Below are 25,217 nucleotides of genomic sequence, written 5' to 3'. Positions count from 1 at the left end.
AAGCTCTTTCCCAGGCGGGCGGATCGCCCGATTCCGAATGGGGAGGGGTTGCGATGAGGAAGAACGTTCTGCTGGGCGGGGTCGTGCTGGGTGTGCTGCTCGGGGGTGCCGGGCTGGTCTCGCCGGCGGTCGCGGAGGAGCGGGTGTGCCGGGCGACCATGCGGGCCGTCACGGTCGACAACCTGCGGGTGCCCTCGGGGGCCACGTGCACGCTGGTCGGCACGAAGGTCAAGGGCACGCTCAAGGTCGAGCGCGGGGCCACGCTGGTCGCCCGGGGCATCAGGGTGGAGGGCAACGTCCAGGGCGAGAACGCCAGGGCCGTCAGCGTGCTCGCCGGGTCTCACGTCAAGGGCAGCGTCCAGGTCAAGCAGGGCGGGGCGGCCACCGTCACCTCGTCGCGGGTCGACTCCGACATCCAGCTCGACGCCAACAGGCGGTACCTGAAGGTCCGCTCCAACCGGGTCGGGGGGTCGATCCAGGTCGTCGGCAACAAGGGTGGCGCGCAGATCAGGGACAACAGGATGAAGGGCAACCTCCAGTGCAAGGAGAACTCGCCCCGGCCGACGGGCGGCGGCAACAAGGTCGGGGGCAACAAGGAGGACCAGTGCCGCCGGTTCTAGCCGGGGTAGTCCCTGAGCCGGAACGAGGTGTGCACCCGCAGGCCCACGCTGGAGGCCGTCAGCAGCCGCACCGCCGGGGTGGGAAGGCGGTTGAGCAGGCGCGTTCCGTACATGAGGGTGCGCAGTGCCCGTTCGTTCCCGGGCACCAGCCGCCTGGCCGCGCCGATCGCGAAGGCCCTGCTCTTCTGTACGTAGTCCGCCAGCTCCCGCTCGTAGGAGGCGAAGGCGTGGCCGTGGTCGGAGAAGCGGGCGAGTTCGCCGGCCAGGACGTAGGCCCCGACCATGGCGAGGCTGGTGCTGCCGCCGACGGCGGGGCCGGGGCAGTAGCCCGCGTCGCCGACCAGGGTGACCCGGCCCTTCGACCAGGTGTCCATGCGTAGCTGCGTCACCGAGTCGAAGTAGAAGGCGGGGGTGTCGCCGAGGCGGTCGAGCAACCACGCCGCCTCGCCGCCGAGGTCGTCGAAGTGCTCCTTGAGCAGGGTCTGCTGCCTCGGCACGTCGCGGTGGTGGTAGTCGAGCGGGGCCGGGGTGCGGAACATGAAGAAGCCGCGCGTGTTCGTGTGGTCGTGGTAGATCATCGCCATCCGGTCGACCGCGACGACGCCGTCGACCCGGCCGGACGGGCCGGGGTGGTCGGTGACGGTCAGCACGGCGAGGTAGGCGCCGATCCAGGTCGCGTAGTCGGACTCGGGGCCGAAGGCCAGGCGGCGGACGTTGGAGTGGAGCCCGTCGGCGCCGATCACCAGGTCGAACTCGCGGGCGGGGCCGTTCTCGAAGGTCACCACGCGGTCGTCGATGGCCGCGATCGAGTCGCCGAAGACGTATTCGACGTGGTCGCGGCCCGCCTCGTAGAGGATCTCGCTGAGGTTGTCGCGCATGATCTCGACGTGGTCGCCCGCCGCCCGCGCCGTCAGCGCGCCGACGCGGATGCGGGCCGGGCGGGTGTCGCCGGGGCGGCGGAACGACAGCAGTTCGACGCCGGTCCGGCGGGCGGTGATCCGGTCGTACACGCCCATGCGGCGGGCGATCTCCAGTGCCGGACGGAACAGGTCGACCGCGTGGCCCCCGGCTTTACGCAGTTCGGGGGCCTTCTCGACGACGGTGACGGCGTGGCCGCGACGGGCGAGCCAGTAGGCGGCGAGCGGGCCCGCGACGCTCGCGCCGGAGATCAGGATGCGCATCCGGAAAGCTCCTTACTTAACAGTCGGTAAGTTGCTTACTTAACGGATGGTAAGCCAGGGTGAGTTCCATGGCGAGGCCGACCGACACCCGCGACCGCATCCTGGCCACGGCCCGGGAGCTCTTCCTGGAGCAGGGGGTGCGCGACACCAGCCTCCAGCACATCGCCGACCGGCTCGGCATCACCAAGCCGGCGCTCTACTATCACTTCTCCTCACGCGGCGACCTGCTGCGCACCATCGTCACGCCGCTGTTCGAGGAGCTGGAGGGCTTCCTCGCCGCCCACGCGGAGACCTCGCGGGAGGAACTGCTGGGGGCCTATTTCGACCTGGTCTGGCAGCGGCGCGACACGCTGGTGATGATCCTGTCCGACCTGAGCGTGCTGCACGAACTCGACCTGATCGACCGCATGCTGGCCTTCCGCGAAGAGCTCACCACCCTCCTGATCGGCGGCGGGCGGGAGCTCGGCGCGCGGGTGCGCGCCACGGTCGCCGTCGGCGGACTCTCCGACACGGTGGTGCAGTTCGCCCGCGAGCCCTACGAGCAGGTCAGGCAGGCCGCCGTCGCGGCGGCGGTTATGGCGCTGCGCGGGTGAACATCCCCGACTTATAGTTCCTTCCGGAAGATCCAGCGCCGGGAGTCGCCGTGACACTACGCATCAGGGCCCTCGGACCGCTGGACGTGCCCGGCGCCGAGGCGCTGACCCGGTCGGGCAACCCCCGGCGGCTGCTGGCCGCGCTGCTGGTGCGCTCCCCCGGCGTGGTCGCCGCCGACACGCTCGCCGACGTCGTCTGGCAGGGCGTCCCGCCCGCGCGGGCGGACGCGGCGCTCCAGACCGTCGTCTCCCGGCTGCGCACGCAGTTGCGCGCCGCCGGCCTGGGCGACGTGCTGCACACCCGCCACCCCGGTTACGCCCTGGTCGTCGACCCCGCGTGGTTCGACGTCACCACCTTCGAAGACCTGGCCGAACGCGGGCGCGGCCTGCTCGCGACCCGGCCGCGCGAGGCGCTCGCGCTGCTCGACGAGGGGCTGGCGTTGTGGCGGGGCGGCGCCTACGCCGAGTACGCCCACGAAGAGTTCGCGATGGCCGAGGTCGCCCGGCTGACCGAGCTGCGGCTGTCGGCCTGGGAGGACCGCGCCGAGGCCGCGCTGCGGCTGAACCGGCCGGAGGAGGCGCTGGCCACACTCGACAAGGTGATCGCCGAGTCGCCGATGCGGGAACGGTCCCGCGGCCAGCTCATGCTCGCCCTCTACCGGCTCGGACGGCAGGTCGAGGCGCTGAACGCCTACCGGGCGTACCGGACGATGCTCGACGAGGAACTCGGCCTCGAACCGCAGCAGGCGCTGCGCGACCTGGAGACCCGCATCCTGCGGCACGACCCCGGGCTGCACCCGCGCGAGGCCGCCGAACCGGCGCCCACGTCACTGGTCGGGCGCGACCAGCTGCTCGCCGACCTGCGGGCCCGGCTGGACCGGGCGCGGGTCGTGACGCTGACGGGGCCGGGCGGGGTCGGCAAGACACGGCTCGCGGCGGAGGTCTCCGAGGGCGGCGCGTTCGTCGACCTGTCGTCGTTGCCGACGGGGGCCGAGGTCGCCGGGGCGATGCTGACCACGCTCGGCGTGCACCTGGTCGACGGGTCGGCCCCGCTCGACCGGCTGGTCGACTACCTGCGGTCCCGCGAGACCCTGCTCGTGCTGGACAACTGCGAGCACGTCGTCGAGTCGGCCGCCGCGGCCGCGCAGGCGATCGCGGCGTCGTGCCCGGGGGTGCGGATCCTGGCCACCTCCCGCCTTCCGCTCGGCCTGCCGGTCGAGCAGATCGTCCCGGTGCCGCCGCTGGGCGAGGAGGCGGTCGAGCTGTTCCGGCTGCGGGCTGCGGCGCTGGCCCCCGGGGTCGACGTGGCCGGCGACGCGGCCGAGGAGTTGTGCCGCCGCCTCGACGGGATCCCGCTGGCCATCGAACTGGCGGCCGGACGGCTGCGGGTGATGAGCCCGGCCGAGATCCTGTCGTCGGGGGGCCTGCTGCGCACCTCCTACCGGCAGGCGGCCGAACGCCATCGCACCCTCGACGCGGTCATCGACTGGTCCTACCGCCTCCTCGACGACGACGACCGGCGGTTGTTCGCCCGGTTGTCGGTGTTCCCCGGCGTGTTCACCGCCCACGACGCGGCCCGGGTCTGCGGGCTCGACCCGGCGACCGCGCTCGACCGGATCGGCGACCTGGTCGACCGGTCGATGGTCGTGGCGGTCGCGGGGGGCGACGTGACGGCGTACACGATGCTGGAGACCCTGCGCGCGTTCGCGCGCGACCGGCTCGCCGAGAGCGGCGAGGAGGCCGCGATCAGGCAGGCGCACGCGCGTGACCTGCTGGAACTCGTGCAGCGCGGTGCCGAGCGCATCGACGGCGCGTGGGTGGCCGAGGTCGACCGGCGGTTCGGCGATATCCGCGCCGCCCACCTGTGGGCGCTCGACCACGACCTGACGCTCGACCTGTGGCTGATCGGCGAACTGGCCGACTGGGCCGAGATGCGCATGCCGGCCGAGCTCGAAGACTGGGCCAAGGCGGCGGCCCGCCGCTGGTCGGAGACCGGCCACCCCGACGACGAACCCCTCGCCGCCCTCGCCCTGGGCGTGGCGGCGGGCTGCGCCCGCTTCCGCAGCGACTACGAGGAGGCCCGGCGGCTGGCCGGACTGTCGCTGCGGCTGCTCGGCCCCGACGACCCGTTCCGCCGGTTCGCCGTGTTCGTGCAGGCCGAGCTGGCCCTGCTGAGCGGCGACCTCGACGAGGCGCGGCGGCTCGGCGCCGACGTGCTGCGCTGGGCCGAGGCGGCCGACGACGAGCTGCGGGCCGGCTACATCCGCTCCTCGCTGGTGCTGGTCTCCGCCTACGGCGGCCGGCCGGAGGAGGCTGCCGCCGCGGCCACCGCGATGCTCGACACGTGCCGGTCTGCGGTGGTCAGGGGCTGGGCCCTGTACGTCCTGGGCGAGTCCCTCCTCGACACCGACCCCGGCCGGGCCGGGCGGCTGCTCGCGGAGGCCAGGTCACAGGCCGTGGCGACGGGTGACCGCTACTGCGAGGGCGTCGCGCTGACCTCGCTGGCCTCGGTGACCGCCCGCCACGGCGACCCGGCCTCGGCCGCCGGCCTCTACGTCGAGGTGATCACCCACTGGGAACGCCACGGGAACCGCCTCCAGCAGTGGGCGACGATCCGGGGCGCCGCGTTCCTGCTGGCCCGGTGCGGCGACCTCGCGTCGGCGCTGGCCATCCTCGACGCGGTCGCCGCCCAGAAGGGCGCCACCCCGCTGTACGGCGCCGACGCCGACCGCCTCCGCGAGCTCCGGGCCCGCGCGACGTCCACGCCGCCCGGAGAGCCGATCGACGACATCCACCGCTTCACCCTCGACCGGCTTCAGAGCAGCGTGACCACGACGGCGTCGCCGTTCTTGGCGCAGGTGGAGAAGAACTCCCAGAGCCCGGCGTAGTGGCGGCGGTAGTAGTCCTCGTCGTCGTCGCCCGGGTAGACGCCGGTCATCGCCGTCCCGTCGTAGCGCAGCACGCCGGGGAGCGACTCGGCCGCGATCACGACCTGCTCGGGCGACAGGTAACGCGGCTGACCGTAGGGGAACTCGTGGCCCGTCTCCAGGGGCGTGCCGCCGAAGACCACGTCGACCGGCAGGTCCGTCAGGAGGGCGGCCAGGCCGTCCCAGGCCTTGCCGATGTCGAGGCCCCGTTCGACGTCCTCCATGAGCTCGTCGATCCGCTGGGGATGCCGGAGGAGAGGCTCGATCTCCTCCGGGCGCACGTTGAGGTAGTGGCACGTGATTCCCATGCGGGTGATCCTCCCGGGCGTAGGGTCGGCGAATGGGACGTATCGAGAACGCCAAGACACTGTACGAGCAGGCCGTCTTCGTCGGGACCGAAGGCGCGCTCGACATGGCCGACCTGGCCCTCGACAGCCTGGAGGCCGACCTCATGCTGGCTCGGGGCCGGATCACCCACGCCCGCTACCTCTCCGGCGAGGGCGACGGCGACGTGACCGCGTTCGAGCGGGCCGTGGACCTCTACAACTCCCTCGGCGACACCCGGGGCGAGGGCGAGGCGCTGTTCTGGGTCGGCATCTACCACCAGGTCGTGGCAGGGGAGGACGACGTGGCCCGGCCCTTCTTCGAACGCGCCCGCGACCTGGCGACCCAGGCGGGCGACCGGGAGACGCTGGCGTACACGCTGCGGCACCTCGCCTTCGCGTCCAAGGGCACGCCCGAGGCGCGGGAACTGCTGGAGGAGTCGACCCGGCTGCGGCGCGACCTCGGGTTCCTTCCCGGGGTGGCGGCGAACCTGGTCGGGCTGGCCTACCTGGCGCGGGACGAAGGGCGCGCCGACGACGCGGCCGACCTGATCGCCGAGGCCAGGGAGACGGCGGAACGGGCGGGGGCGCACCGTGTGCTCCAGTGGGCCGACGAGTTCAGCATGCCGCCGGAGTCGTGACCGCCGTCCCGGAAATGTGGCGCCAGGTGTGCGTCCTTTTTCATGGAACGCCACGCCCGAAAGGGCCGATCATCTGGTGTGCTCCTCAGCAATCGTGCCGTCTTCGCCAGCTCGGACCTCGACGAGGTCCGCGGCGAGGTCGCCAAGGTGTTCTGCCCTCACCGGCTGGACCTTGCCGGGCAAGCGAACCTGCTGTCGGCCCGGTTCAACTCGGTCCAGCTCGGCTCGGTCCGCGTCAGCTACCTCGACTACGGGGGCGACGTGCACATCGAGCCGGGCGACTTGGACACCTTCTTCCTCGTCATGATCCCGCTCGCCGGGCGGAGCCTGATCCGCGCCGGCGCCAGTGAGATCGTCTCCACGCCGACGCTGGCCGCGCTGCCCTCCCCGACCCGGCACCTCGACATGCGCTGGGCGGCCGGGTGCCCCCAGCTCGTCATCAAGTTCGAGCGCGCCTCCATCGAGCGGTCGCTGGAGCAGATGCTCGGGGAGCCGATCGGCGATCCGGTCGTCTTCGACCTCGGCATGGACCTGACGACCGGCTGGACCCGGTCGTGGCGGGACATGGCCGACCTGCTCGTCAGGGAGGGCGAACGCGACGACGGGCTGACCGGCCATCCGCTGGCCATCGCCCATCTGGAGAACGCGCTGATCAGCCTGCTGCTGACCATGCAACCGTCCAACTACCGGGAGCGGCTGACGGCGCCGAGGCGGCCCGCGCTGCCGAAGGTGGTGCGCCGGGCGATGGAGTTCGTCGAGGGCCACGCGCACCTCCCGCTGACCACCGCCGACATCGCCGGCGCGGTCGCGGTCAGCGGCCGGTCCCTCCAGGAGGGCTTCCGCGCGCACCTCGGGCTGACCCCGATGGCCTACCTCCGGAAGGTGCGGCTGGCGCGGGTGCACGAGGAGCTCAGGGCGGCCGATCCCGCCCGGGTCACGGTGACCACGGTGGCCGCGCGGTGGGGGTTCCTGCACCAGGGACGGTTCGCCGCCCAGTACCGCGAGCAGTACGGACTGCCGCCGTCGGAGACGCTGCGGAGAGGGCCCGCGTCAGGTGGATGACATCCGCGCTCAGCGGATGGCTGGAGTGGCGGCGCCGAACGTACCGTTCTTGTCAGGCGCCGATCGAAACTCCACTCCTCACCCCGAAAGGACTCACCACCATGCGCGACATCCTCATCGTCGGCGCCGGGCAGGCCGGCCTCCACCTGGCCATCGGCCTGCTCCAGCAGGGTTACGACGTCACCGTGGTCTCCAACCGCACCGCCGAGGACATCCGCGACGGCCGGGTCATGTCCGGCCAGTGCATGTTCGGCACCGCGCTCTCCCATGAGCGCGAACTCGGCCTCGACTGGTGGGCCGACCTCTGCCCGCCCATCGAGGGCATCGCCCTCGCGGTCCCGAATCCGGAGGGCGGCAAGTTACTCGACTGGGCCGGACGCCTCGACGCCCCGGCCCGCTCGGTCGACCAGCGGCTGAAGATGCCGGCCTGGCTGGGCGAGTTCGAGCGGCTCGGCGGCAAGCTCGTGCTGCACGACGCCACCCCCGACGACCTGGAGACCTACGCCGCCCGCTACGACCTGGTCCTCGTCGCGGCGGGCAAGGGCCAGATCGCCTCGTTGTTCGAGCGCGATCCCGCCCGCTCCCCCTACGCCGCCCCGCAGCGGGCCCTCGCGGTCACCTACGTCAACGGGCTGACCCCCCGGCCCGACCACTCGGCCGTCTGCTTCAACCTGCTGCCCGGTGTGGGCGAGTACTTCGTCTTCCCCGCCCTCACGACCAGCGGCCCCTGCGAGATCATGGTGTTCGAGGGCGTGCCCGGCGGGCCCATGGACTGCTGGGGCGACGTGCGCGGCCCCGCCGAGCACCTGGCGCGCAGCCGGCAGATCCTGGAGACCTTCTTCCCGTGGGAGGCCGAGCGCTGCGACGGCATCGAGCTCACCGACGACAACGCCGTCCTGACCGGCCGCTTCGCCCCCACGGTCCGCAACCCCGTCGCCGTGTTGCCGTCCGGTGCGCCCATCTTCGGCGTCGCCGACGTCGTGGTGCTCAACGACCCGATCACCGGGCAGGGCAGCAACAACGCCGCCAAGTGCGCCGCCACCTACCTGCGGGCCATCGTGGAGCGGGGAGGGCAGCCGTTCGACGCCGACTGGATGCGGGCCACCTTCGACCGCTTCTGGGACCAGGCCCGGCACGTCACCGCCTGGACCAACACCCTGCTGGCGCCGGCCGAACCCCACCACCTGGCGCTCCTGGGCGCGGCCGGGCAGCACCCCGAGGTCGCCCACCGGTTCGTCAACGGGTTCGACGACCCGTCCGACTACGCCGAGTGGTTCATGGACGCCGACCGGGCCGAGGCCTACCTCAGGAGGGTCGCGGCATGAGATCGCTCCGTGAGGCCCTGGGGCAGTTCGCGACCGGGGTGGCGGTGATCACGACGGCGACCGGCGAGGGCGACCGGGCCGGGGTGACCGTCAACTCCTTCACCTCGGTCTCGCTCGATCCGCCGTTGGTGCTCTGGTGCCTGTCGAACCGGGCGCCCAGCGCGCCGGTCTTCCTGCGGGCCGGGCGGTTCGCCGTCAATGTCCTGGCCGCCGGCCAGGACCACCTGTCGAGGCGGTTCGCCACGCCCTCGCCCGACAAGTTCGCCGGGGTGGACCTGCTCTCCGCCGCTCCCCTGCCGATCCTCGCCGGGACGCTGGCCACCTTCGTCTGCCGGACCGAACGGGTGCACGACGGCGGCGACCACCACATCTTCGTCGGGGCGGTGGAGGGCTTCCAGCGCACCGAAGGGGAGCCGCTCGTCTTCCACTCCGGCCGCTACCGGGAGTTCTGGCCCGAGATGACCATGGACGGGGCCGCCTAGCGGCCGGTCGGCGCGATGGCGGCGACCAGGCCGCCGTCGACGACCAGGTCCTGCCCGTTGACGTAGGAGGCGGCGTCGGAGGCCAGGAAGACGACCGCGTCGGCGACGTCGTCCGGGGTGCCGAGACGGCCAGAGGCGACCGAGGCCAGGGCGACGGCCGCGGTCTCGGCGGAGATGTGCTCGTGGAACATCGGGGTCTCGATGTAGCCGGGGCTCACCGAGTTGACGCGCACGCCTCTCGGGCCCAGTTCGGCCGCGAGGGTGCGGGTCAGGTTGTGGACGGCGGCTTTGGAGGCGGCGTACAGGGCGGCGCCGGACAGGCCGCGGTGCAGCGCCCAGGAGGCGTTGACCACGATCGACCCCCCGCCGGCCAGCAGGGGGAGGGTCTTCTGGATGGTGAAGAAGACGCCTTTGACGTTGGTCGCCATGACGTGGTCGAAGCCGGCCTCGGTGACCTCGCCGAGCGGCTCGAACACGGCGGTGCCCGCGTTGGCGAAGACGACGTCGAGCCGTCCGTACCGGCTCTCGATCGTGGTCGCCAGCCGGTCGAGGTCGGGCAGGCTCGCGGCGTCGCCCTGAACGGCCAGGACGCGGTCGCCGCCGGCCAGGCGCCCGACGGCGGCGTCCAGCTTCGTCCTGTCGCGGCCGGTGACGACCACGTGGGCGCCGCCGGCCAGCAACCTTTCGGCCGTCGCCAGGCCTATGCCGCTGGTGCCGCCGGTGATGAGAGCGATCTTGCCGTGGAACGTGTGGGTCATGGATCCAGCGTGCCGACGGGCGCGGAAGACGAACAGTGCGCAGTGATCCGGGGTGTGGCACCACCACCTTCACCGGGGGGTGTAGAGCTCCAGGTACCACGACGGACGGTCGGCCACCACCAGGGTCGTCATGTCGAAGAACAGGTCTCCGGCCTCGGGATGCCGGATGGCCTTGATCGCCTGGACCGGCGGGCCCACGTCGTGGCGGCCCCAGAGCTCGGCGAACTCCGGGCTCACCGCGCTCAGGTCGGCGACCACGCGGGCGAACTCCGGGTCATCGGGGGCGTGCCCGGCGTCGGCGCGGTAGGCGGCCACGACGGCCGGGGCGACCGACTCCCACTCCACGTGCATGGCCCGGTAGCGGGCGTTGGTGAAGAACGCGACCAGGCAGTTGTGGTCGGTGTCGCCGTAGCGGAACAGGCGCTGCGCCGCGTCGTTGGTCGCGACCAGGTTCCAGTAGCGGTCGCGGACCATCGCGGGCGGCGTCCAGGTGTCGAGCAGGCGGCGCAGTTCCGGGGTGACCTCGGCGTCGCGGGCGGCCCCGGCCTGCGGCGGGTTGAGCCCGGCCAGCAGGTAGACGTGGGCGCGCTCGGACTCGCTCAGGCGCAGCGCGCAGCCGATCGCGTCGAGCACCTCGGCCGAGACGTTGATGTCGCGGCCCTGCTCCAGCCACGTGTACCAGGACACCCCGACCCCGGCCAGCACGGCGACCTCCTCGCGCCGCAGCCCCGGGGTGCGGCGCCGGCCGGCCACGGCCATGCCGACGTCGCCGGGGGTGAGCCGGGCCCGGCGGGTGCGCAGGAAGTCGCTGAGCTGCTCGCGGCGGGCCATACGTCATGTTAGGCGCCCGCGCAGGAGGGCTGGCCCTCCCTCGTCTCTAGGGACTGCTCGGCTGATCGGGGCCCGCCCCGTTTTCTAGCGTGATGGCGAAGCCGAGAACCCAAGCAGGAGGAACCATGACGACTCTCAGAAGATCGGCCCTTCTGGTGGCGGCCGCGCTGGCGGTCGTGCCCGCGCTCGCCGTCCCCGCCGAGGCGGCCGCGGTGACCGCCGGAACGTGCGTCGAGGAGACCGGCGGACAGGTCATCTACACGGCGGAGCCGGGCGTCGCCAACGACCTCACCATCACCCAGGTCGGCGACGTCGTCCGCCTGGAGGACGAAGCCGGTTCGATCAAGGGCTGCGTCGCCGAGAGCCCGGCGACCGTGGTGGCCAGGCTCGGCACGAAGATCAAAGTGGTGGCCGGCGACGGGGACGACGTCGTGGTCGTGAACGTCCTGCCGCAGGGGCAGCGGGTGGTCGTGCTCGGCGGCGACGGCGACGACGAGCTGCGCGGCAGCGGGAACGCCGACGACCTGCGCGGCGGGAAGGGCGACGACACCCTCCGGGGCGACGGCGGCGACGACAAGCTGCGCGGCGACGCGGGCGACGACGAGTTACGCGGCGGCGCGGGGAGCGACGAGCTGCAGGGCGGAACGGGCAGCGACGACCTGAGCGGCGGCGCGGGCGCCGACGAGCTCAACGGCGGCACCGGCGACGACGACCTGCGCGGCGACGCCGACGCCGACGAGCTCAACGGCGGCACCGGCGCCGACGAACTGAACGGCGGCCCCGGCCTCGACTCCTGCAACGGCGGCCCCGGCACGGACACCACGACCCGCTGCGAGTGACCGGTCAGGCGATCTTGACGGCCCGCGTCTCGCCGTCGGAGAGGAACGACGCGAGCCTCTCCCCCTCCTCGGCCACCTCGTCGCGGTCGGACCGGGAGAGCTCGCGCAGCGGGGCGACGGTCACGGCGCCGTCCGTGACCGTCCAGGTGGCGGCGACCCGGCCGTCGACCAGGACGACCCGGACGCCGGCGATCGACACGCCGCGATGGGCGTCGTCGACGATCCGGGTGCGGTCGTCGTAGCCGAGGAGCGCGTTGTCGAAGGCGGGCAGGAAGCGTACCGGCGCGGGGGTGTCTGGGTCGGGGCGCGGCGCGTCGGGGAGGTCCAGCAGCTGGCGGCCCCGCTCGTCGCGGAAGGAGACCAGTTCCCCGCGCACCGCGGCGACCGCGGCCGGCAGGCCGGCCAGCCCGCACCAGGCGCGCAGGTCGGCCGTGGCGGCGGGGCCGTAGGCGGCCAGGTAGCGCCGCACGAGCGTCTCACCGACCGGGTCGGACCCGTTCGGCGCGGGCGGGTCGAGCTCCCGTCCCAGCCAGAGGGAGATCGGGACGTTGCGCACCCCCGCCTTGGCCCGCCACACCCCGCGCGGCGGCAACTGCACCACCGGGACGAGGGCGGAGACCAGCATCTCGCCCAGCGGCCGGGGCTGCGGCATCGGCCACCGCTCGGCCATCGTCCGCGCCAGATCGCCCATCGTCCACGGCTCGCCGTCGGCCATCAGGGCCCGGCCGGCCGCCGCGAGCTCGTCGAGGTCGACGCCGGCCAGCTCGCGCCGGTAGACCCCGAGCACCCGCTGGCGCAACATCGTGTCGTGCCGGGCCCGCCACGCCACGACGTCGTCGGCCGTGACCAGGTGGACGGTGCGGCGCATGAGGTGGGTGCGCACGACCTTCCGCCCCACCAGCAGGCCGGAGAGCGTCGCCGGGTCGAACCCGCGCAGCCGCGACCAGAGCCCGACGAACGGCTCCTGCGGCTCCTGCGCCTGCATCCCGCACAGGTGCGCGACGGCGTCGAGGACCGGCAGGCCGGCGCGGTCGAGCAGCAGTTGCCGGGCGAGCGTGGCGCGGTTGAGGGCCCGGGTGTCGAGAACGGTCATCGTCATATGACCACGATCCCAGCCATAGCGGCCAGAAACCGTCCTCTTTCTGACACGAGCGGACCACTGTTACATTACATCTGTAATGGAGGTGGGACATGCGAGAACGGTGGGTTCCGGACGCACGCCGCAACGCGGTGGCCGACGCCGTGGGCAGGCTGCTGATGCGCGGCCACGGCACCTTCCCGGGCATGCGGGAGATCGCCGCCGAGGCCGGGGTGACCACCGGGACGTTGCAACATCACTTCGGCACCAAGGACGACCTGCTCCTGTTCGCCCTGGAACACCATTGCCGGCGCTGCGCCGACCGCCTCACGGCCCGGTCGGAGGAGGGCGCGCGGTCGCCGCGTCAGGCCCTGGCGGTGATCGTGACGGAGCTGCTGCCGCTCGACGAGGAACGCGCCGCCGAGACGAGCGTGGCCAAGGCGTTCGTGTCCCGCGCCGCGACCGATCCCGGCTTCGCCGCCCACTACCGCGCCCAGCGCAAGATCCTGCTCGACCTGCTCGGCGAACAGTTCGCGCGCGCCGACGTCCCCGACCCCTCGGCCGCCGCCACGATCCTCGCGCGGGTCATCGAGGGGATGCGGACCGACTGCCTGCTCCTCGGCCCGGACGCCGTCGACGTCGACGCCGTCCTCGACCGGCTCCTCCGACCCAGGGACACCCCATGAGGACCGGAGACGTGGTCAGCCCCGGCGGGGTCCGGGTGGATTGGGGCTACCGCATCGACGCCGTGCCCGGCGACACCCGGGTGACCGACCACTACCGGCTGTCGGCGCCCTTCGGGCTGCTGCGCTTCTCGATGGGGCAGGCGAAGAAGGTGCAGGTGGCCCGGGGTCGGGAACTGGCCCGCCGGTTCGCGGCCTGAGACGGCGCTGCCGCGCCCGCCGGGGAAGGCGGGCGCGGCAGCGGCGCGTCAGAGGGATTCGTTGCGGGTGAAGCGGAACAGCGCGGTGTGCGACGCCGCCGCGCCCTCCCCCGTGTCGACGTGGAGCGTCAGGCACTTGTCGAGGTAGGACGCCGGGGTGCGCCAGACCACCTGGTAGCTGCCGTGCCCGAGGACCTGGAGCGCCGAGGCGCCCTCGGCGGGCGTGCGCTCCTGGCCGGTGGGCAGGCCGGTCCGGCAGTCGAAGGGACTGACCGTCAGCGCCGCCGTGGTGAGGCCGTTGACGGGGGCGCCGTTCGCGTCCGTCAGCCGCCACTTGACCTGGATGCCCTGGCCGGCCTTGGCCACGTTGACGACGCCGTCGTTCTTGACCGGCGCGGCGAAGCCGGTGAAGACGTACGCCACCGAGTAGGTCGCCGTCACCGGCGGGGTGAGGTTGCCCTCGTTGTCCTTCGCTCCGGCGCAGGTGGCGGTGTAGACCCCGACCCCGGTGGGGGTGCCGCCGGTGATCGTCAGCGTGGCCTCGGTCGCCACGCCGGAGCCCCGGTCGACGGTGACGCACGCGGCCGTTGGCACGGCGTGCAGCCGGTAGGTCGCGCCGTCGGCCACGCCCGTCACGCTGACCTGCGGTCCGGCCGCGTCGGGGCCGGTCCACCGGACCTGGATGGTCTTCTCCACGCCTTCGGCGATGGCGCGGCCGCCGTGGTCCTGGAGCAGGCCGTCGACCTCGACGTTGACCTCACCGGTGTGCTTCTCGCCGGTGAAGCGGAACGCCATGGCCAGCTTTTGGTCCGGGTACGGGTGACCGGCCGGGGGCGACTGCGGGGACACGGCCGTCCACTGGCCGTCGGCGCCGGTGACCTTCAGGGCGCCGCCGAGCGCCTGGGCCACCCGGGTCGGCTGGCTCATGGTGACCGTGAGGCCCTCGTCGTCGGCCTCGATCGTGGCGACCTCGGCCGGTTCGGCGCGGAACAGGTTGACGTCGACGTCGGTGTGCGGGGGCAGCACCTTCAGCACCTTGGACTCGGCCGGCAGGTAGCCGTCCTTGGTGTAGACGACCTTCCACCAGCCTTCGGGCACGTCCCAGCCGTAGCGGCCCTCGGCGTCGGTGACCTGCGGGTTGAGGTCGCCGTAGACCGCCGCGTCCCACGGCTGCCACGGCCCTTCGGGGGCGGGGGCGCGCAGCAGGGTCGCGGTGACGCCTTCCACGCGGCGGGCGTCCAGGCCCTCGTAGAGGTAACCGGAGGGGTCGAAGCGGTAGTCGATGTCGGCGTCCGGAAGCGGGGCGTGCGGGTCGCGGTAGGGGGCGTCCCGCTCGGTCCACCGGCATTCCTGGGCGCTGTTCATCTCGCGCCGCAGCGCCGCGATGTCGTTGTTGAGCGGGATCTCCAGAGCCTTGCCGATACCCCAGCTCACCGCCCAGATCGCGACGGTGCCCAGGCCGAAGGTCGCCGGGGTGAGCGCCAGGCCGACGGCGGCCGACACCCCGTTGTAGATGTCGAGCATGACGGCCCGCCGCATGAGCTGCTGCAGGTGGTGGCGGTAGACGGCGCCCAGCGACCCGTCCATGCACCGGTTGGCCATGTCCATCATCTTGTTGAGCTCGGTGTACTTCTCGTCGCTGCTCTCCGCCGAGTTGATGGCGTCCCAGTTGGTGACGTTCCAGAAGGACGTCTGGAAGATCGCCCGTGCCGGTCCGCTGACGAACCCGGCGGCGTTCAGCGACCTGACCACCGGCGAGTCCGGCGACATGCTCGCCAGCACGCCGATGTCGACGATCGCCGCCGCCTCACTGGTGTAGCGGCCGGTCGTGGCGAAGGGGTCGCCGCCCGACAGGACGGGCTCGTAGACGGGCACGCCCGAGGCGCGGGCCGCCTTGACGGCCGCGGGGCCCGGCTCGTAGCCGGGCAGCGGCTCGATGGTCAGCTTGATCCGCCCCTGGGCGGCCGGGCCCATTTTCGGCACCGGCACGGTGAACTCCTGGCTGACGGCGTCGCCCTCGGTCACCGGGTCGGCGACCACGGCGGCCTCCGGATCGAAGAGACCGCCCGCCGGGTCGGGCGCCGGGGGGATCGGCAGCAGGGGCCGGTCGTGCTCCGGACCGTAGGTGATCGTCAGGTCGCCGACCTCGTGCGCCTTGGTCTTGGTGGTCAGGGTGTAGACGTTCTCCTGGCCCTCCACCGGCGTCAGGGGGAGGTCGAGTGTGCCGAGCCGCGCCCGGGGGCCGCCGACCGGGCCGCTGAACTCCGCCTTGACGGTGACGGCCAGGCCCGGGTTCCACACCCAGGGGAAACGCGCCACGCCGTCGGCCGGGCGGAAGGTCTTGGTCATGCCCGTCTGGGACATGGTCACCTTCTCCAGCACGCTGGCGTACGGGTCGACGACCACGGTCACCGGGTCGGCGGCCAACTCGGCGGAGCCGACGGCGGCGGAGGCGCGCAGGACGTGCCTCACCGCCTCGTCGCCCGCGCCGAGGTCCACGACGGCGTGCCACCGGCCGCCCTCGCCGGCGTCGGCCTCCGCGACCACCGTGTCGCCGTCGCGCACGACGACACGCGCACCGGCGGGCGCCAGGCCCGATGCGGTGAACCGCCCGGTCTGGCTCGACGACGGCGCCCGCAGCGTGACCGTGCCCACCCGGACCCCGGCCGACCCCACGACCTCGGTCAGGTCGCCGGAGGACACCGACAGGGAGAACGGCAGCTCATTCCCGGCCGTGGCCGGGGTGCGGACGTACACGTCGATCTTCCGCGTGGTCGCGGCCGGGAGCGGGATCACCACGGCGTTCTCCTCGCGGGTGAACGCCACCGGCGTGCCGTCCCGCAGCACCGCGTCGTCGGGAACCGTGACGCCCGGGGGAAGCGTCAGCCGGGCGGCGCCGCTCCGCGTGGTGTTCTGGAACTCGACGTCGGCGCGCAGGTGGGCCAGCTCGCCGGGCAGCACGGCGTCGGTGACGGCGTCGAAGCCGCTGCGCTCCCCGCGGACGAGGGTCGTCATCGGGGCGAGCCGCAGGTCGCCGAGGTCGAGCTGTTCCCCCGCGCCGACCGTCACGACCCGCTGGACCGAACCGCTGAGCGTGTCGCGGCACGCCACCACGGTGAGCACGTACGTGCCCGCCGCGGGCGCGGAGACCCGCAGGTCCGGACCGGCGAAGTCGGCGACCGCCGAGGCGTCCTCGCCCTCGATCCGCGAGCAGGTCCGGCCGGTACGCGGGGTGCCGTCCGGTTCGAGGATGCGCGCGGTGATCCTGGACTTCTCGTGGATCTCCACGGTCAGCGGGATGTCGGGCGAACCCGCCGCTACGGCCTCGGCGCACGCCCTGCTCAGGCCCCGCTTCGAGCCGTCCGCGCAGAAGGTCACGGTCGAGCCCGGGGGCACGTCGACCGGCACCTCGCCGTCCCAGGCGATGATCCTCCGGCCACCGGCCAGGACCTCGGGCCTGAGGGGGTCGACCGTCTCGGTGTTGAGCTCCTGCTCGGTCCGGTCGCCGTCCATCGAGACGATGACGACCTTGGGCCGCACGACGTAGCCGGACACGTCGGGGAAGACCAGCTCCGCCGGGGCGTCCGGACCGGCCACGACCTCGGCGGTCGTCTGGCCCGCGCGGGTGGCCGTCACGACGGTGCCGGTTCCCCCGCCGAACACCTGGGCCGACCAGGTGCCGTCGGCGGCCGACTCGACGCGTGTGGGCACCCCGACGCCGGCGACCGTCTGCCGCAGCGTCACCGTCGCCCGGAGCGGGCGGCCGTCGTCGTCCTTGACCGTGCCGCGCACGGTCACCCTGGGCAGCGCGCCCGCGGTCACCGCGACCGCGTTGGCCCCGGCCGCCAGGGTCACCGTCCGGTCCGGCACGGCGGCCAGGCCGTAGGTCACGAGGGTCTGCGCGGGCACGGTGATCTTCGCGGTCACGTCGGTGGCCGCGTCGAGGGTGCCGAACATCACCCGTCCGTTCCCGTCGGTGCGGCCCGACCGGACCCCGGTCCGGGTGGTGAGCATGACCGGGACGTCGGCCAGCGCCACGTCACCGGCCCGGCGCAGCGTCAGGGTGAGGGACGCGGGCGCGTGCGGCGCGACGGTCACGTCCACCGCCTGGCCGGAGGTGACCCCCACGGTCGTCGGCGGGGTGCCGTCGAGGCCGTCGGAGCGGCGGGTGGTGATCCGGTGATCGGTCGCCGGCGCGACCGGCACGGCGAGGGTGCCGTTGGCCTTCAGCTGGGTGACGTGGCCGGTGCCGGTGGTGTCGCTCCACACCTGGAGACGGACGCCGTCGGGCTCCCCGCCCGGCACGGTGACGCCGACCCGGACGAGACCGCCGACCGTGGCGGGCAGGCCGGTGACCGGCCGGGAGATCGCGTGCCCCGTGCCGTCGGCGAGCCGCAGGACGCCGGAGACGATCTCGGTCACGCCTTCCGGCAGCGGCCAGGAGCCCCGGTACCGTCCGGCGCGCTCCTCCGCGAGCGGCACCGTCACCGGTTTCGCCGGGTCGTCGGCGGTGCGCACGACGAGGTCGGCGGTGGCGGTGAAGCCCGCCGCGCCGACCACCGCGAAGGTGGCCTCACGGCCGAGGGCGAGCACCGCCGACCCGGCCACCTTGGGCAGGTTGGCGGCCGTCTCGGTGACGGTCAGCTCGTCGACGCGGACCCGGGCGTCCTTGGTCAGCCGGATCTGCTCGGTGCCGCGCAGCGCGGCGACGGCATAGGTGTACTCCGTGCCTGCGGCGACCGCGGTGTCGTCGTGGGTGGTCGCGCCGGGGGCCAGGTCGGCCAGCTTCACGCCGTCGCGGAGCACCCGGTAGCCGGTCAGGCCGCTCAGGCCGGAGGCCTCCCACTGGAGGCGCACCCGGGCGCCGGGCCCGGCCACCGCCGAGAGCGGGGCCTCGCCGGGCGGCACGTCGTCCAGCAGGGTGACGCTCCTGGTCAGCGGGGCCGAGGCGCGGCCGGACGCGTCCTTGGCGACGACCGCGACCTCGACGGTCGAGCCGGGGGTGAGCCCCGACGGCGTCGCCCGCGTCGTGGGCGCGATCACGGTGGCGACCGTGGTCCCGTTCACGCTGACGTCGTAGGTCGTGGCCGTGGCGCTCGCGGCGGGCCACGAGAGGGCGACGGAGGTCGTGCCGGGTTCGGCGGCCAGCGCGGCGTCCTCCGGCCAGGTCGGCGCGGGGGCGTCGGCCGGGACGGCGCGGTAGAGGTGCGAGGGCTGCGGCGTGTCCGTGCGGGGGGCGACGAACGCGGTGGCGGCGGACAGGAAGGCCAGGGTGGCGGCGTCGCCGCTCATGGCGTAGGCGTTCACGTAGTCGGGATAGGTGGCCATCTCGCCGGGGAGAGGGTCGGCGATCCGGCCGTCCAGACCGGCGCTGACCAGCACGGGAGCTCGGCCGGCCTGAGCCGGTTGGGTCCACACCGCGCCCGCCCGCCGGAACGCGACGGTCCCGCCGTCGGCGCTCAGCCGTGCGACGGCCGGCAGGTCGTCGGAGGGGAAGGCGGCGTCGCCGGAGACGTACGGGACCGTTCCCGAGGCCGCCAGCGTCACGTCGGCCGAAGGTCCGGTGTCGAGGTCGGCCACGACCACCCCGGCGTCGCCGCCGAGGGCGGTCCGGCGTCCGGCCTGGTCGAGGTTGGGGGTCCAGGCCGTGTGCTGGGCCTGGGTCAGCTCACGCTCGCCGGGCAGCCGGTCGCCGGAGGCGGCGTCGAAGCGCAGCAGCGTCCGTTCGTCGCCGCCCACGTTGACGGCGAGCACCTTCCCGTCACCGGACAGGGCGAAGCCCTTCACGTCGGGCTCGCCGTCGGAGAGGTCCTCCGGGCGGACGACCTGCGACACCGGCGCGGCGTCGGACTGCAGGGTGACCAGCAGCACGCCCTCCGGGGAGGTGATGTCGTCGTACTCGGGCAGCGGCAGCGACAGGTCGGCGGCCAGCCGCCCGCCGTCGGCGCTCAGGGCCAGGTTGCGCAGCTTGTGGTGCGAGACCGGGACGCCGAGGTCGGGAAGCTGGACCCATGTGGTGGCGTCGGTGAGCCGGTCCCTGACGAAGATCGCCTCCTTGATGAAGGGGTCGGCCGAGGCCGGCAGCCGCAGGTCGGCGGCGTTGGAGCCACTGGCCAGGAAGGCGACCGTCCGGCCGTCGCCGCTGATCGCGGCGTCGATCACCTGCGCCACGGGCAGCCCTTCGAGGTCGAGCCCGACGACCTCCTCTCCGCCGTCGCGCAGGTCGGCGGCCACCAGGACCGGCGGGTCGTCTCCCCGTGGAGACAGGTGTAAGGCGGTGGTTCCGTCGGCCGACAGCGCCAGCCGTCCGGGATGGATCTGCAGGTCGGGCACCTCGGCCCGGCTGTCGATGTGATAGGCCCTGGCCAGCGGCTCGGCGGCCTCAGCGGCCAGGGCCGCCTGCGGCACCGTCGCGAGCTGGACGACGGTGCTGAGCACCAGCGTCCCGACGAGGAACGGCAGAGCACGAAAGGACGTTCGCACGGGAATCTCCTTCGATCGGCGATCACCGTGACCATGACAAGGCGCCCTTGGGACTTGATTGGACGCGACTTGTGGCCCCTTCCCAGTGCTCCAAGCGTCAACAGAGGGTTGACGATTCTCGCAGCGTCAACCTACTGTTGACGCATGAGCGATTATCCCGTCGTACGGCTGGACGATCTCATCAACGGGATCAAGGCGGCCAACCCCAACGTCCTCGAACAACTCTCCGGCGCCGTGCTCATGGCCGAGCACATGGGCGACGTCGCCGACCACCTCATCGGCCACTTCGTCGACCAGGCCCGCAAGTCGGGCGCCTCCTGGACCGACATCGGCCGCAGCATGGGCGTCACCAAGCAGGCCGCGCAGAAGCGGTTCGTGCCCAAGCTGGAGGACAACCAGCAGCAGTTCTCCCGGTTCACCCCGCGCGCGAAGACGGCCATCGGCGAGGCGCAGCGGCTCGCCAAGGAACTGGGCCACCCCATGGCCGGGCAGGAGCACCTGCTGGTCGCGATGCTCGCCGACGCCGACGGCCTCGCCGTGAAGGCCCTGGTCGAGATCGGCCTCGACCTCGACGCGGCCCGCGAGGCGGCGCGCCGGGCGCTGCCCGAGACCGGCACGGCGCTGGACGGCAACGCCGAACTCGGGGAGGACAACAAGCGCCTCCTGGAGCTCACGTTCCAGGAGGCGCTGCGGCTCGGGCACAACTACATCGGCACCGAGCACATGGTGCTCGCGCTGCTCAGCGCGGGAAACCCGGTCCTCACCGAACTGGGGGTGACCAAGGAGCGGTTCGAGGAGGCGGTGGTCGCCTTCCTCAAGGGGCTCGCGCCGAAGTAGTCCCCGCAATCGCCAAACCCCGGTAGGGGGTGATGGCGTCCAATGGGATTGTGGACATGGCGTTGCGGGCCGGCGATCCCCGGTCGATCGGGCCCTACACGGTGGTCTCCCGGCTGGGCGAGGGCGGTCAGGGCGTCGTCTACCTGGGCGAGTGGAACGGGGAGCCGGTCGCGGTCAAGGTGCTGCGGCACGGCGCCGACGACGCGGCGGTCCGGGAGGTGAACTCCACCCGGCAGGTCGCGGGGTTCTGCACCGCGCGCATCATCGACGTGGTGCTCGACCACGATCCGCCGTACATCGTCAGCGAGTACGTCGCCGGCACCCCGCTCGACCGGGTGCCGCCCCGCAGGGGGGCCGAGTTGCAGCGGATCGCCATCGGGACCGCCACAGCGCTGGTGGCGATCCACCGGGCGGGGGTGATCCACCGTGACTTCAAGCCGGGCAACGTGCTGCTGGCCCCCGAGGGGCCGCGGGTCATCGACTTCGGGATCTCGCGGCTGAGCCACAGCGAGACCACCGGGCGGGCCATCGGCAGCCCGCCCTACATGGCGCCCGAGCAGTATTCCGGGGAGCGGGTCACGGCCGCGGCCGACGTGTTCGCGTGGGGCGCGACCATGGTGTTCGCGGCGACCGGGCGGGTGCCGTTCGAGGGCGACAACATCGCGGCCGTCGCCTACCGGGTGCTGCACGCCGAGCCCGACCTGACCGGGGTGCCGCGCGTGTTGCTGCCGCTGGTGCGCCGCTGCCTCGCCAAGTCGCCCACCGAGCGGCCCACTTCGAAGGAGGTGCTGCTCAGCCTGCTCGGGCACGATGAGGAGGACGACCTCGACGCGCTGGAGTCGGGCCGGCTGGAGGCGACCCGGCCGGTCACGGGCAGGGCGGTCCCGTGGCGGGCCGCGGTGGCGGCGCTGGCCGGGCTGGCGGTGATCGCGGCGGCCGTCGTGTTCTGGCCGCGCGGCGACCGGCCGCCCGAGACCCAGGCCGAACTGGCGGCGGCCCTGTCGGAGGTGTACCGGAAGACGCCGACCGCCACGTTCACCAGCGAGGGCGGCATGGGGCAGGGCGACAACCTGGCCACGTCACGGGGCACCGTCACCGTCGCGGGCGATCCGGGGTTGCCGCACGACGACTTCGTCGCCGACATCCAGTACGGCAGCGAGGAGACCCGGCGCTACACGATCGAGGACCGGCGGGTGAAGGAGACCGGCGAGCCGCTCGGGGAGTTCGGCGACGGGAGCAACGAGCCGCCGATCCTGCTGACGGCCACAGCGGGGCTCACCGTGATCCGGTCGCTGGTCGTCCAGGGCAACGTGACGTTCGAGCGCGACGGCCGGGTCTACCGGGGCATCGTCCCGGGCAACCTGACCGGCGACGCGCTGAAGCTGCTGCTGATCGAGTACGCCGGGGACGCCGTCGACCGGTCGCTGGTCACCTACACCCTCACGATCGACGAGCACGACCGGCCGGTCTCGTTCGTGCTCGACGTGGGCCGGCCGCTCGGCGACGCGGGGTTGTTCACGACGACCTTCCGGTCGACGTACACCGACTTCAGGAGTCGCTGAGCGCGGCCGAGGTCGCGACGACCGCCTGGAGGTGGCGGCGCATCGCCAGGGCGGCCATCTCGGCGTCGCCGTCCTTGATCGCCTCGTAGATGGCCCGGTGCTCGGCGCGGGCCTGCGCGGCCCGGCCCGGCGAGGCCGACACGGCGAGCGCCTGGTCCTGGAGGACCGCGCGCAGGTCTTCGACCAGGCGGGAGAAGAGCGGGTTGCCGGTGGCCTGGGCGATGGCGATGTGGAACCGGGCGTCGATCTTGTTGCGCTCGGCCGGGTCGTCGTTGTCCTCGAAGGCGGCGACCAGTTCGGCCAGGCCGTCGAGGTCCTCCTGGGTGCGCCGTTCGGCCGCCAGCCGGGCCGCCGGCACCTCAAGGTAGCGGCGCACCTCGTTGAGCTGCGAGGGCAGGTACTGCCCGCTGAGCAGGTGGGACTGCACGCGGGTGGCGGCGACGAAGGTGCCCTTGCCCGCGTAGGACTTCGTCAGGCCCAGGGCGTTCAGGCTGTGCAGGGCCTCCCTGATGACCGAGCGGCTGACCCCGAACGACGCCGCGAGCTCGGCCTCGGAGGGCAGGCGGTCGTCGACCGCGAAGTGACGCGACTCGATCAGTTCGATGAGCTGCGTGCGCACGTGCTCCGCCGCGCTCTTCTGCTCGACAGGGACGACCTTCATTACGGATAGGTCCTTCTTCATCTCGGCGCCAGGGTTCTCGTCTCCCACCGTGCCACGCAGGGCCGCCCCGCGGCGATATGCATCGTACGGCCGGACACGTCCATGATCACACCGGCGATCGTCGCGGTGCGCTCACGTTCGTGCACATTCTCGTCGGGGTGCTGGCAGACGCTCGACGGGCTGTCCTGGTGGTCGGCGAGCACCTTCTTGAGGTCGTCGACCGACAGGCCGGACCGTTCGCCCAGGCTCTCGGTGACGTTGCGCAGCCGCGTGAACGTGTGGGGCTTGCGGCGCGCGTACAGATCCTCGCCTGTCAGGTCGGGAGATCGGAAGTGGTTGGCGTGCGTGATCTGGCCGTCTTCGGGGGTGAGAATCCGCACACCGTCGGGGCGGGGGGCCGTTTCGAGGTCGGCGGCGAAGCCGGTGTCGTCGGCGAGCAGGTAGTTGGCCGACAGGGCGCGCTCGGCGCCGGCGATCGTGCGGGCGGCCTCGCGGCCCGACCCGCTGTCGAGGGCGGCGCGCAGCAGGACGTGGTAGGGCACCCCGATCCGGCCCTCGTCGCCGTCGCTGATCAGGGTGTTGGTGCACAACCCGACGCCCGCGTCGTTCATGCCGACCTTGGCGAGCAGACCGGCCTCGACCAGCGTGACGAACGAGGGGCCGTCGTCGCGGACGACCTCCAGGATCATGGCGGTGTCCATCGAGTGGAGCAGCCAGTCCCAGTTCTGCGCGATGAGCGGGGTGCCGGTGGCCGAGCGGTCCGGGAGCAGCGTCAGCGACGTGCACTCGTGGGGCATCTCCCGGTCGCCGGCGTGGAACATGATCTCGCTGCGGGTGTTGAGGGCCAGGATCTCCGCGACGTCGAGGCCGGCGCCCTCGGCGATGCCCCGCATCTCGGTCAGGGACGCCGGCGAGAAGTCACCGACGACGTCGCGGTACCGGGCGGCGTGGGCGCACACGGTGGCCCAGTCCCATCCCGCGTAGTGGTCGAAGACGCGCTGGTAGGCGGAGATCGAACGGTGGATCCGGGTGCGGGCCAGCGCGCCGTACCGCCTGCCGCGCTCGGCGGGCGGTCCGGCCACGCGGACCACTGGGAACTCCCCAGAAAAGTGCATGGAACGGGCCGCTCCCTCACATGAGGCTGGACAATCGTCCAGGGTGCCTGGCTGTCAGACATGTTGATTGTGGGAGCCTGGGTCCAACAGTGTCAACTCGCCGGTTTTTCGGGCATAACGCCTTGCCAGAACTCAAAACACAGGTTCATGATGTCAGGCAGCCCTACAGGTTGGAGTTGTGGTGACATCTGTGCTGATAGCCGGTGGCGCGAGCGGCATCGGGGCCGCCACGGCGGCCCGGCTGCGCGCGGCGGGCGCCGACGTGCACGTGGCCGACATCGACGCGGCCGGTGCCGCCGAGGTCGTCAAGGCCCTCGACGCCCACCCCGGTTCGGGGACGGCGAGCCACGTCGACCTGGCCACGGCCGACGGACCCGCCCAGGCGGTCGCCGACGCGGTCGAAGCGCACGGCCGCCTGGATGCCATCGTCTTCTGCGCAGGGCTTCTCGTCGAGACCGAATTGGCAAATTTCTCCGCGTCCGAATGGGACCGCACGATGGCGCTCAACCTCCGGGCGCCCTTCTTCATGACGCAGGCCGCGGCCCCCCATCTGGCGGCGTCGGCCCACGGCCGGGTGGTGCTCACCGGCTCGACCGCGGCCTTCCGGGGCGGCGGCGGAAGTTTCGCGTACGCCGCCTCCAAGGGCGGCCTCGTCGCGCTGACCAGGTCACTCGCGGTCGCGATGGGCCCCGACGGGGTCTGCGTCACCTGCGTCTGCCCCGGCTGGATCGACACCCCCTTCAACGACCCCTACTGGACCCGCGTGGGCGGCAAGGACAACACGACCGTCGCGGCGCTGGAGTCGCGCATCCCCCTCGGCGGCCAGGGGGTTCCGGACGACGTCGCCGCCGTCATCGAGTTCCTCCTCTCCCCCGGCTCCCGCTATCTGACCGGCCAGGCCGTCGTCGTCGACGGCGGCCTCCTCGCCTCGTGAAACCACCCGCCGACCCGCGCCTTCGTCGAAGGCCACGCTCACCTCGTGAAACCCGCCCGCCGATTCGCGATCCGTTCCGCCA

General features: G+C 72.8%; 21 protein-coding genes. 13 read left to right on the top strand and 8 right to left on the bottom strand.

The window, feature by feature from the left end; genetic code table 11:
• The first annotated feature begins 53 nt into the window (after positions 1-53).
• Positions 54-620 carry a hypothetical protein gene (locus GT755_RS26920; RefSeq protein WP_161482410.1) on the top strand — a complete coding sequence of 189 codons (567 nt, stop codon included), beginning with the start codon at positions 54-56 and terminating at the stop codon, positions 618-620.
• On the opposite strand, the gene GT755_RS26915 is transcribed toward GT755_RS26920, so the two are convergent.
• Positions 617-1,801, bottom strand: coding sequence for an FAD-dependent monooxygenase (locus tag GT755_RS26915; RefSeq protein ID WP_161482409.1), 1,185 nt, complete (start codon positions 1,799-1,801; stop codon positions 617-619). The genes GT755_RS26920 and GT755_RS26915 overlap by 4 nt on opposite strands.
• A 68-nt stretch (positions 1,802-1,869) precedes the next feature.
• Between GT755_RS26915 and GT755_RS26910 the strand changes: the two genes are divergently transcribed.
• Positions 1,870-2,394 (top strand): TetR/AcrR family transcriptional regulator, encoded by a 525-nt coding sequence (locus tag GT755_RS26910; protein WP_161482408.1) that lies wholly within the window; start codon positions 1,870-1,872, stop codon positions 2,392-2,394.
• Between the two features lie 50 nt (positions 2,395-2,444).
• Entirely contained in the window at positions 2,445-5,282 is a 2,838-nt protein-coding gene (locus GT755_RS26905) for a BTAD domain-containing putative transcriptional regulator (RefSeq protein ID WP_161482407.1), read from the top strand.
• Here the strand turns inward: GT755_RS26905 and GT755_RS26900 are convergent.
• Positions 5,210-5,629, bottom strand: coding sequence for a DUF1877 family protein (locus GT755_RS26900; RefSeq protein WP_161482406.1), 420 nt, complete (start codon positions 5,627-5,629; stop codon positions 5,210-5,212). The genes GT755_RS26905 and GT755_RS26900 overlap by 73 nt on opposite strands.
• A gap of 32 nt (positions 5,630-5,661) precedes the next feature.
• Between GT755_RS26900 and GT755_RS26895 the strand changes: the two genes are divergently transcribed.
• From GT755_RS26895 to GT755_RS26880, 4 genes are all read left to right on the top strand, one after another.
• Positions 5,662-6,285: a tetratricopeptide repeat protein gene (locus GT755_RS26895; RefSeq protein WP_161482405.1), complete on the top strand. Its 624-nt coding sequence runs from the start codon at positions 5,662-5,664 to the stop codon at positions 6,283-6,285.
• A gap of 78 nt (positions 6,286-6,363) precedes the next feature.
• Complete coding sequence (locus tag GT755_RS26890) at positions 6,364-7,347, top strand: AraC family transcriptional regulator (protein WP_328794512.1); 984 nt, start codon at positions 6,364-6,366, stop codon at positions 7,345-7,347.
• Between the two features lie 101 nt (positions 7,348-7,448).
• Positions 7,449-8,672: a styrene monooxygenase/indole monooxygenase family protein gene (locus GT755_RS26885; protein ID WP_161482403.1), complete on the top strand. Its 1,224-nt coding sequence runs from the start codon at positions 7,449-7,451 to the stop codon at positions 8,670-8,672.
• Positions 8,669-9,154 (top strand): flavin reductase family protein, encoded by a 486-nt coding sequence (locus GT755_RS26880; RefSeq protein ID WP_161482402.1) that lies wholly within the window; start codon positions 8,669-8,671, stop codon positions 9,152-9,154. Before GT755_RS26885 ends, GT755_RS26880 begins: the two co-directional genes overlap by 4 nt.
• Here the strand turns inward: GT755_RS26880 and GT755_RS26875 are convergent.
• Both GT755_RS26875 and GT755_RS26870 read right to left on the bottom strand, forming a co-directional pair.
• A complete protein-coding gene (locus GT755_RS26875; protein ID WP_161482401.1) occupies positions 9,151-9,912 on the bottom strand; it encodes an SDR family NAD(P)-dependent oxidoreductase in 762 nt (253 codons plus the stop codon). The two genes, GT755_RS26880 and GT755_RS26875, sit on opposite strands and share 4 nt — an antisense overlap.
• 69 nt (positions 9,913-9,981) lie before the next feature.
• A complete protein-coding gene (locus tag GT755_RS26870; protein WP_161482400.1) occupies positions 9,982-10,743 on the bottom strand; it encodes a helix-turn-helix transcriptional regulator in 762 nt (253 codons plus the stop codon).
• A 125-nt stretch (positions 10,744-10,868) separates the two neighbouring features.
• Between GT755_RS26870 and GT755_RS26865 the strand changes: the two genes are divergently transcribed.
• The gene (locus tag GT755_RS26865; protein ID WP_161482399.1) at positions 10,869-11,582 is read left to right on the top strand and encodes a calcium-binding protein; all 714 of its coding nucleotides are present in this window, start codon (positions 10,869-10,871) and stop codon (positions 11,580-11,582) included.
• A gap of 4 nt (positions 11,583-11,586) precedes the next feature.
• Here GT755_RS26865 and GT755_RS26860 read toward each other — a convergent pair whose 3' ends face one another.
• A complete protein-coding gene (locus GT755_RS26860; protein ID WP_161482663.1) occupies positions 11,587-12,675 on the bottom strand; it encodes a winged helix DNA-binding domain-containing protein in 1,089 nt (362 codons plus the stop codon).
• Between the two features lie 98 nt (positions 12,676-12,773).
• Between GT755_RS26860 and GT755_RS26855 the strand changes: the two genes are divergently transcribed.
• Both GT755_RS26855 and GT755_RS26850 read left to right on the top strand, forming a co-directional pair.
• A complete protein-coding gene (locus tag GT755_RS26855) occupies positions 12,774-13,346 on the top strand; it encodes a TetR/AcrR family transcriptional regulator (protein ID WP_161482398.1) in 573 nt (190 codons plus the stop codon).
• A complete protein-coding gene (locus GT755_RS26850) occupies positions 13,343-13,543 on the top strand; it encodes a hypothetical protein (RefSeq protein WP_161482397.1) in 201 nt (66 codons plus the stop codon). The genes GT755_RS26855 and GT755_RS26850 overlap by 4 nt, the downstream gene beginning before the upstream one ends.
• A 48-nt stretch (positions 13,544-13,591) precedes the next feature.
• On the opposite strand, the gene GT755_RS40700 is transcribed toward GT755_RS26850, so the two are convergent.
• A complete protein-coding gene (locus tag GT755_RS40700; protein ID WP_161482396.1) occupies positions 13,592-20,026 on the bottom strand; it encodes a PxKF domain-containing protein in 6,435 nt (2,144 codons plus the stop codon).
• Between the two features lie 144 nt (positions 20,027-20,170).
• On the opposite strand from GT755_RS40700, the gene GT755_RS26840 reads away from it, so the two are divergent.
• Both GT755_RS26840 and GT755_RS26835 read left to right on the top strand, forming a co-directional pair.
• The gene (locus tag GT755_RS26840) at positions 20,171-20,863 is read left to right on the top strand and encodes a Clp protease N-terminal domain-containing protein (protein ID WP_161482395.1); all 693 of its coding nucleotides are present in this window, start codon (positions 20,171-20,173) and stop codon (positions 20,861-20,863) included.
• Between the two features lie 56 nt (positions 20,864-20,919).
• The gene (locus GT755_RS26835; protein ID WP_161482394.1) at positions 20,920-22,425 is read left to right on the top strand and encodes a serine/threonine-protein kinase; all 1,506 of its coding nucleotides are present in this window, start codon (positions 20,920-20,922) and stop codon (positions 22,423-22,425) included.
• On the opposite strand, the gene GT755_RS26830 is transcribed toward GT755_RS26835, so the two are convergent.
• Both GT755_RS26830 and GT755_RS26825 read right to left on the bottom strand, forming a co-directional pair.
• The gene (locus tag GT755_RS26830; RefSeq protein ID WP_161482393.1) at positions 22,412-23,086 is read right to left on the bottom strand and encodes a FadR/GntR family transcriptional regulator; all 675 of its coding nucleotides are present in this window, start codon (positions 23,084-23,086) and stop codon (positions 22,412-22,414) included. The two genes, GT755_RS26835 and GT755_RS26830, sit on opposite strands and share 14 nt — an antisense overlap.
• Before the next feature lie 17 nt (positions 23,087-23,103).
• Positions 23,104-24,177 carry a C45 family autoproteolytic acyltransferase/hydolase gene (locus tag GT755_RS26825; protein WP_161482392.1) on the bottom strand — a complete coding sequence of 358 codons (1,074 nt, stop codon included), beginning with the start codon at positions 24,175-24,177 and terminating at the stop codon, positions 23,104-23,106.
• Positions 24,178-24,382: 205 nt separating this feature from the next.
• On the opposite strand from GT755_RS26825, the gene GT755_RS26820 reads away from it, so the two are divergent.
• A complete protein-coding gene (locus tag GT755_RS26820) occupies positions 24,383-25,135 on the top strand; it encodes an SDR family NAD(P)-dependent oxidoreductase (RefSeq protein WP_161482391.1) in 753 nt (250 codons plus the stop codon).
• Positions 25,136-25,217: the final 82 nt, after the last annotated feature.

The sequence above is a fragment of the Herbidospora solisilvae genome (assembly GCF_009901565.1).
GTDB lineage: Bacteria > Actinomycetota > Actinomycetes > Streptosporangiales > Streptosporangiaceae > Herbidospora > Herbidospora solisilvae.
Note: the sequence above shows the minus strand (reverse complement) of the source record. Positions and strands in the feature narration are given on the sequence as shown.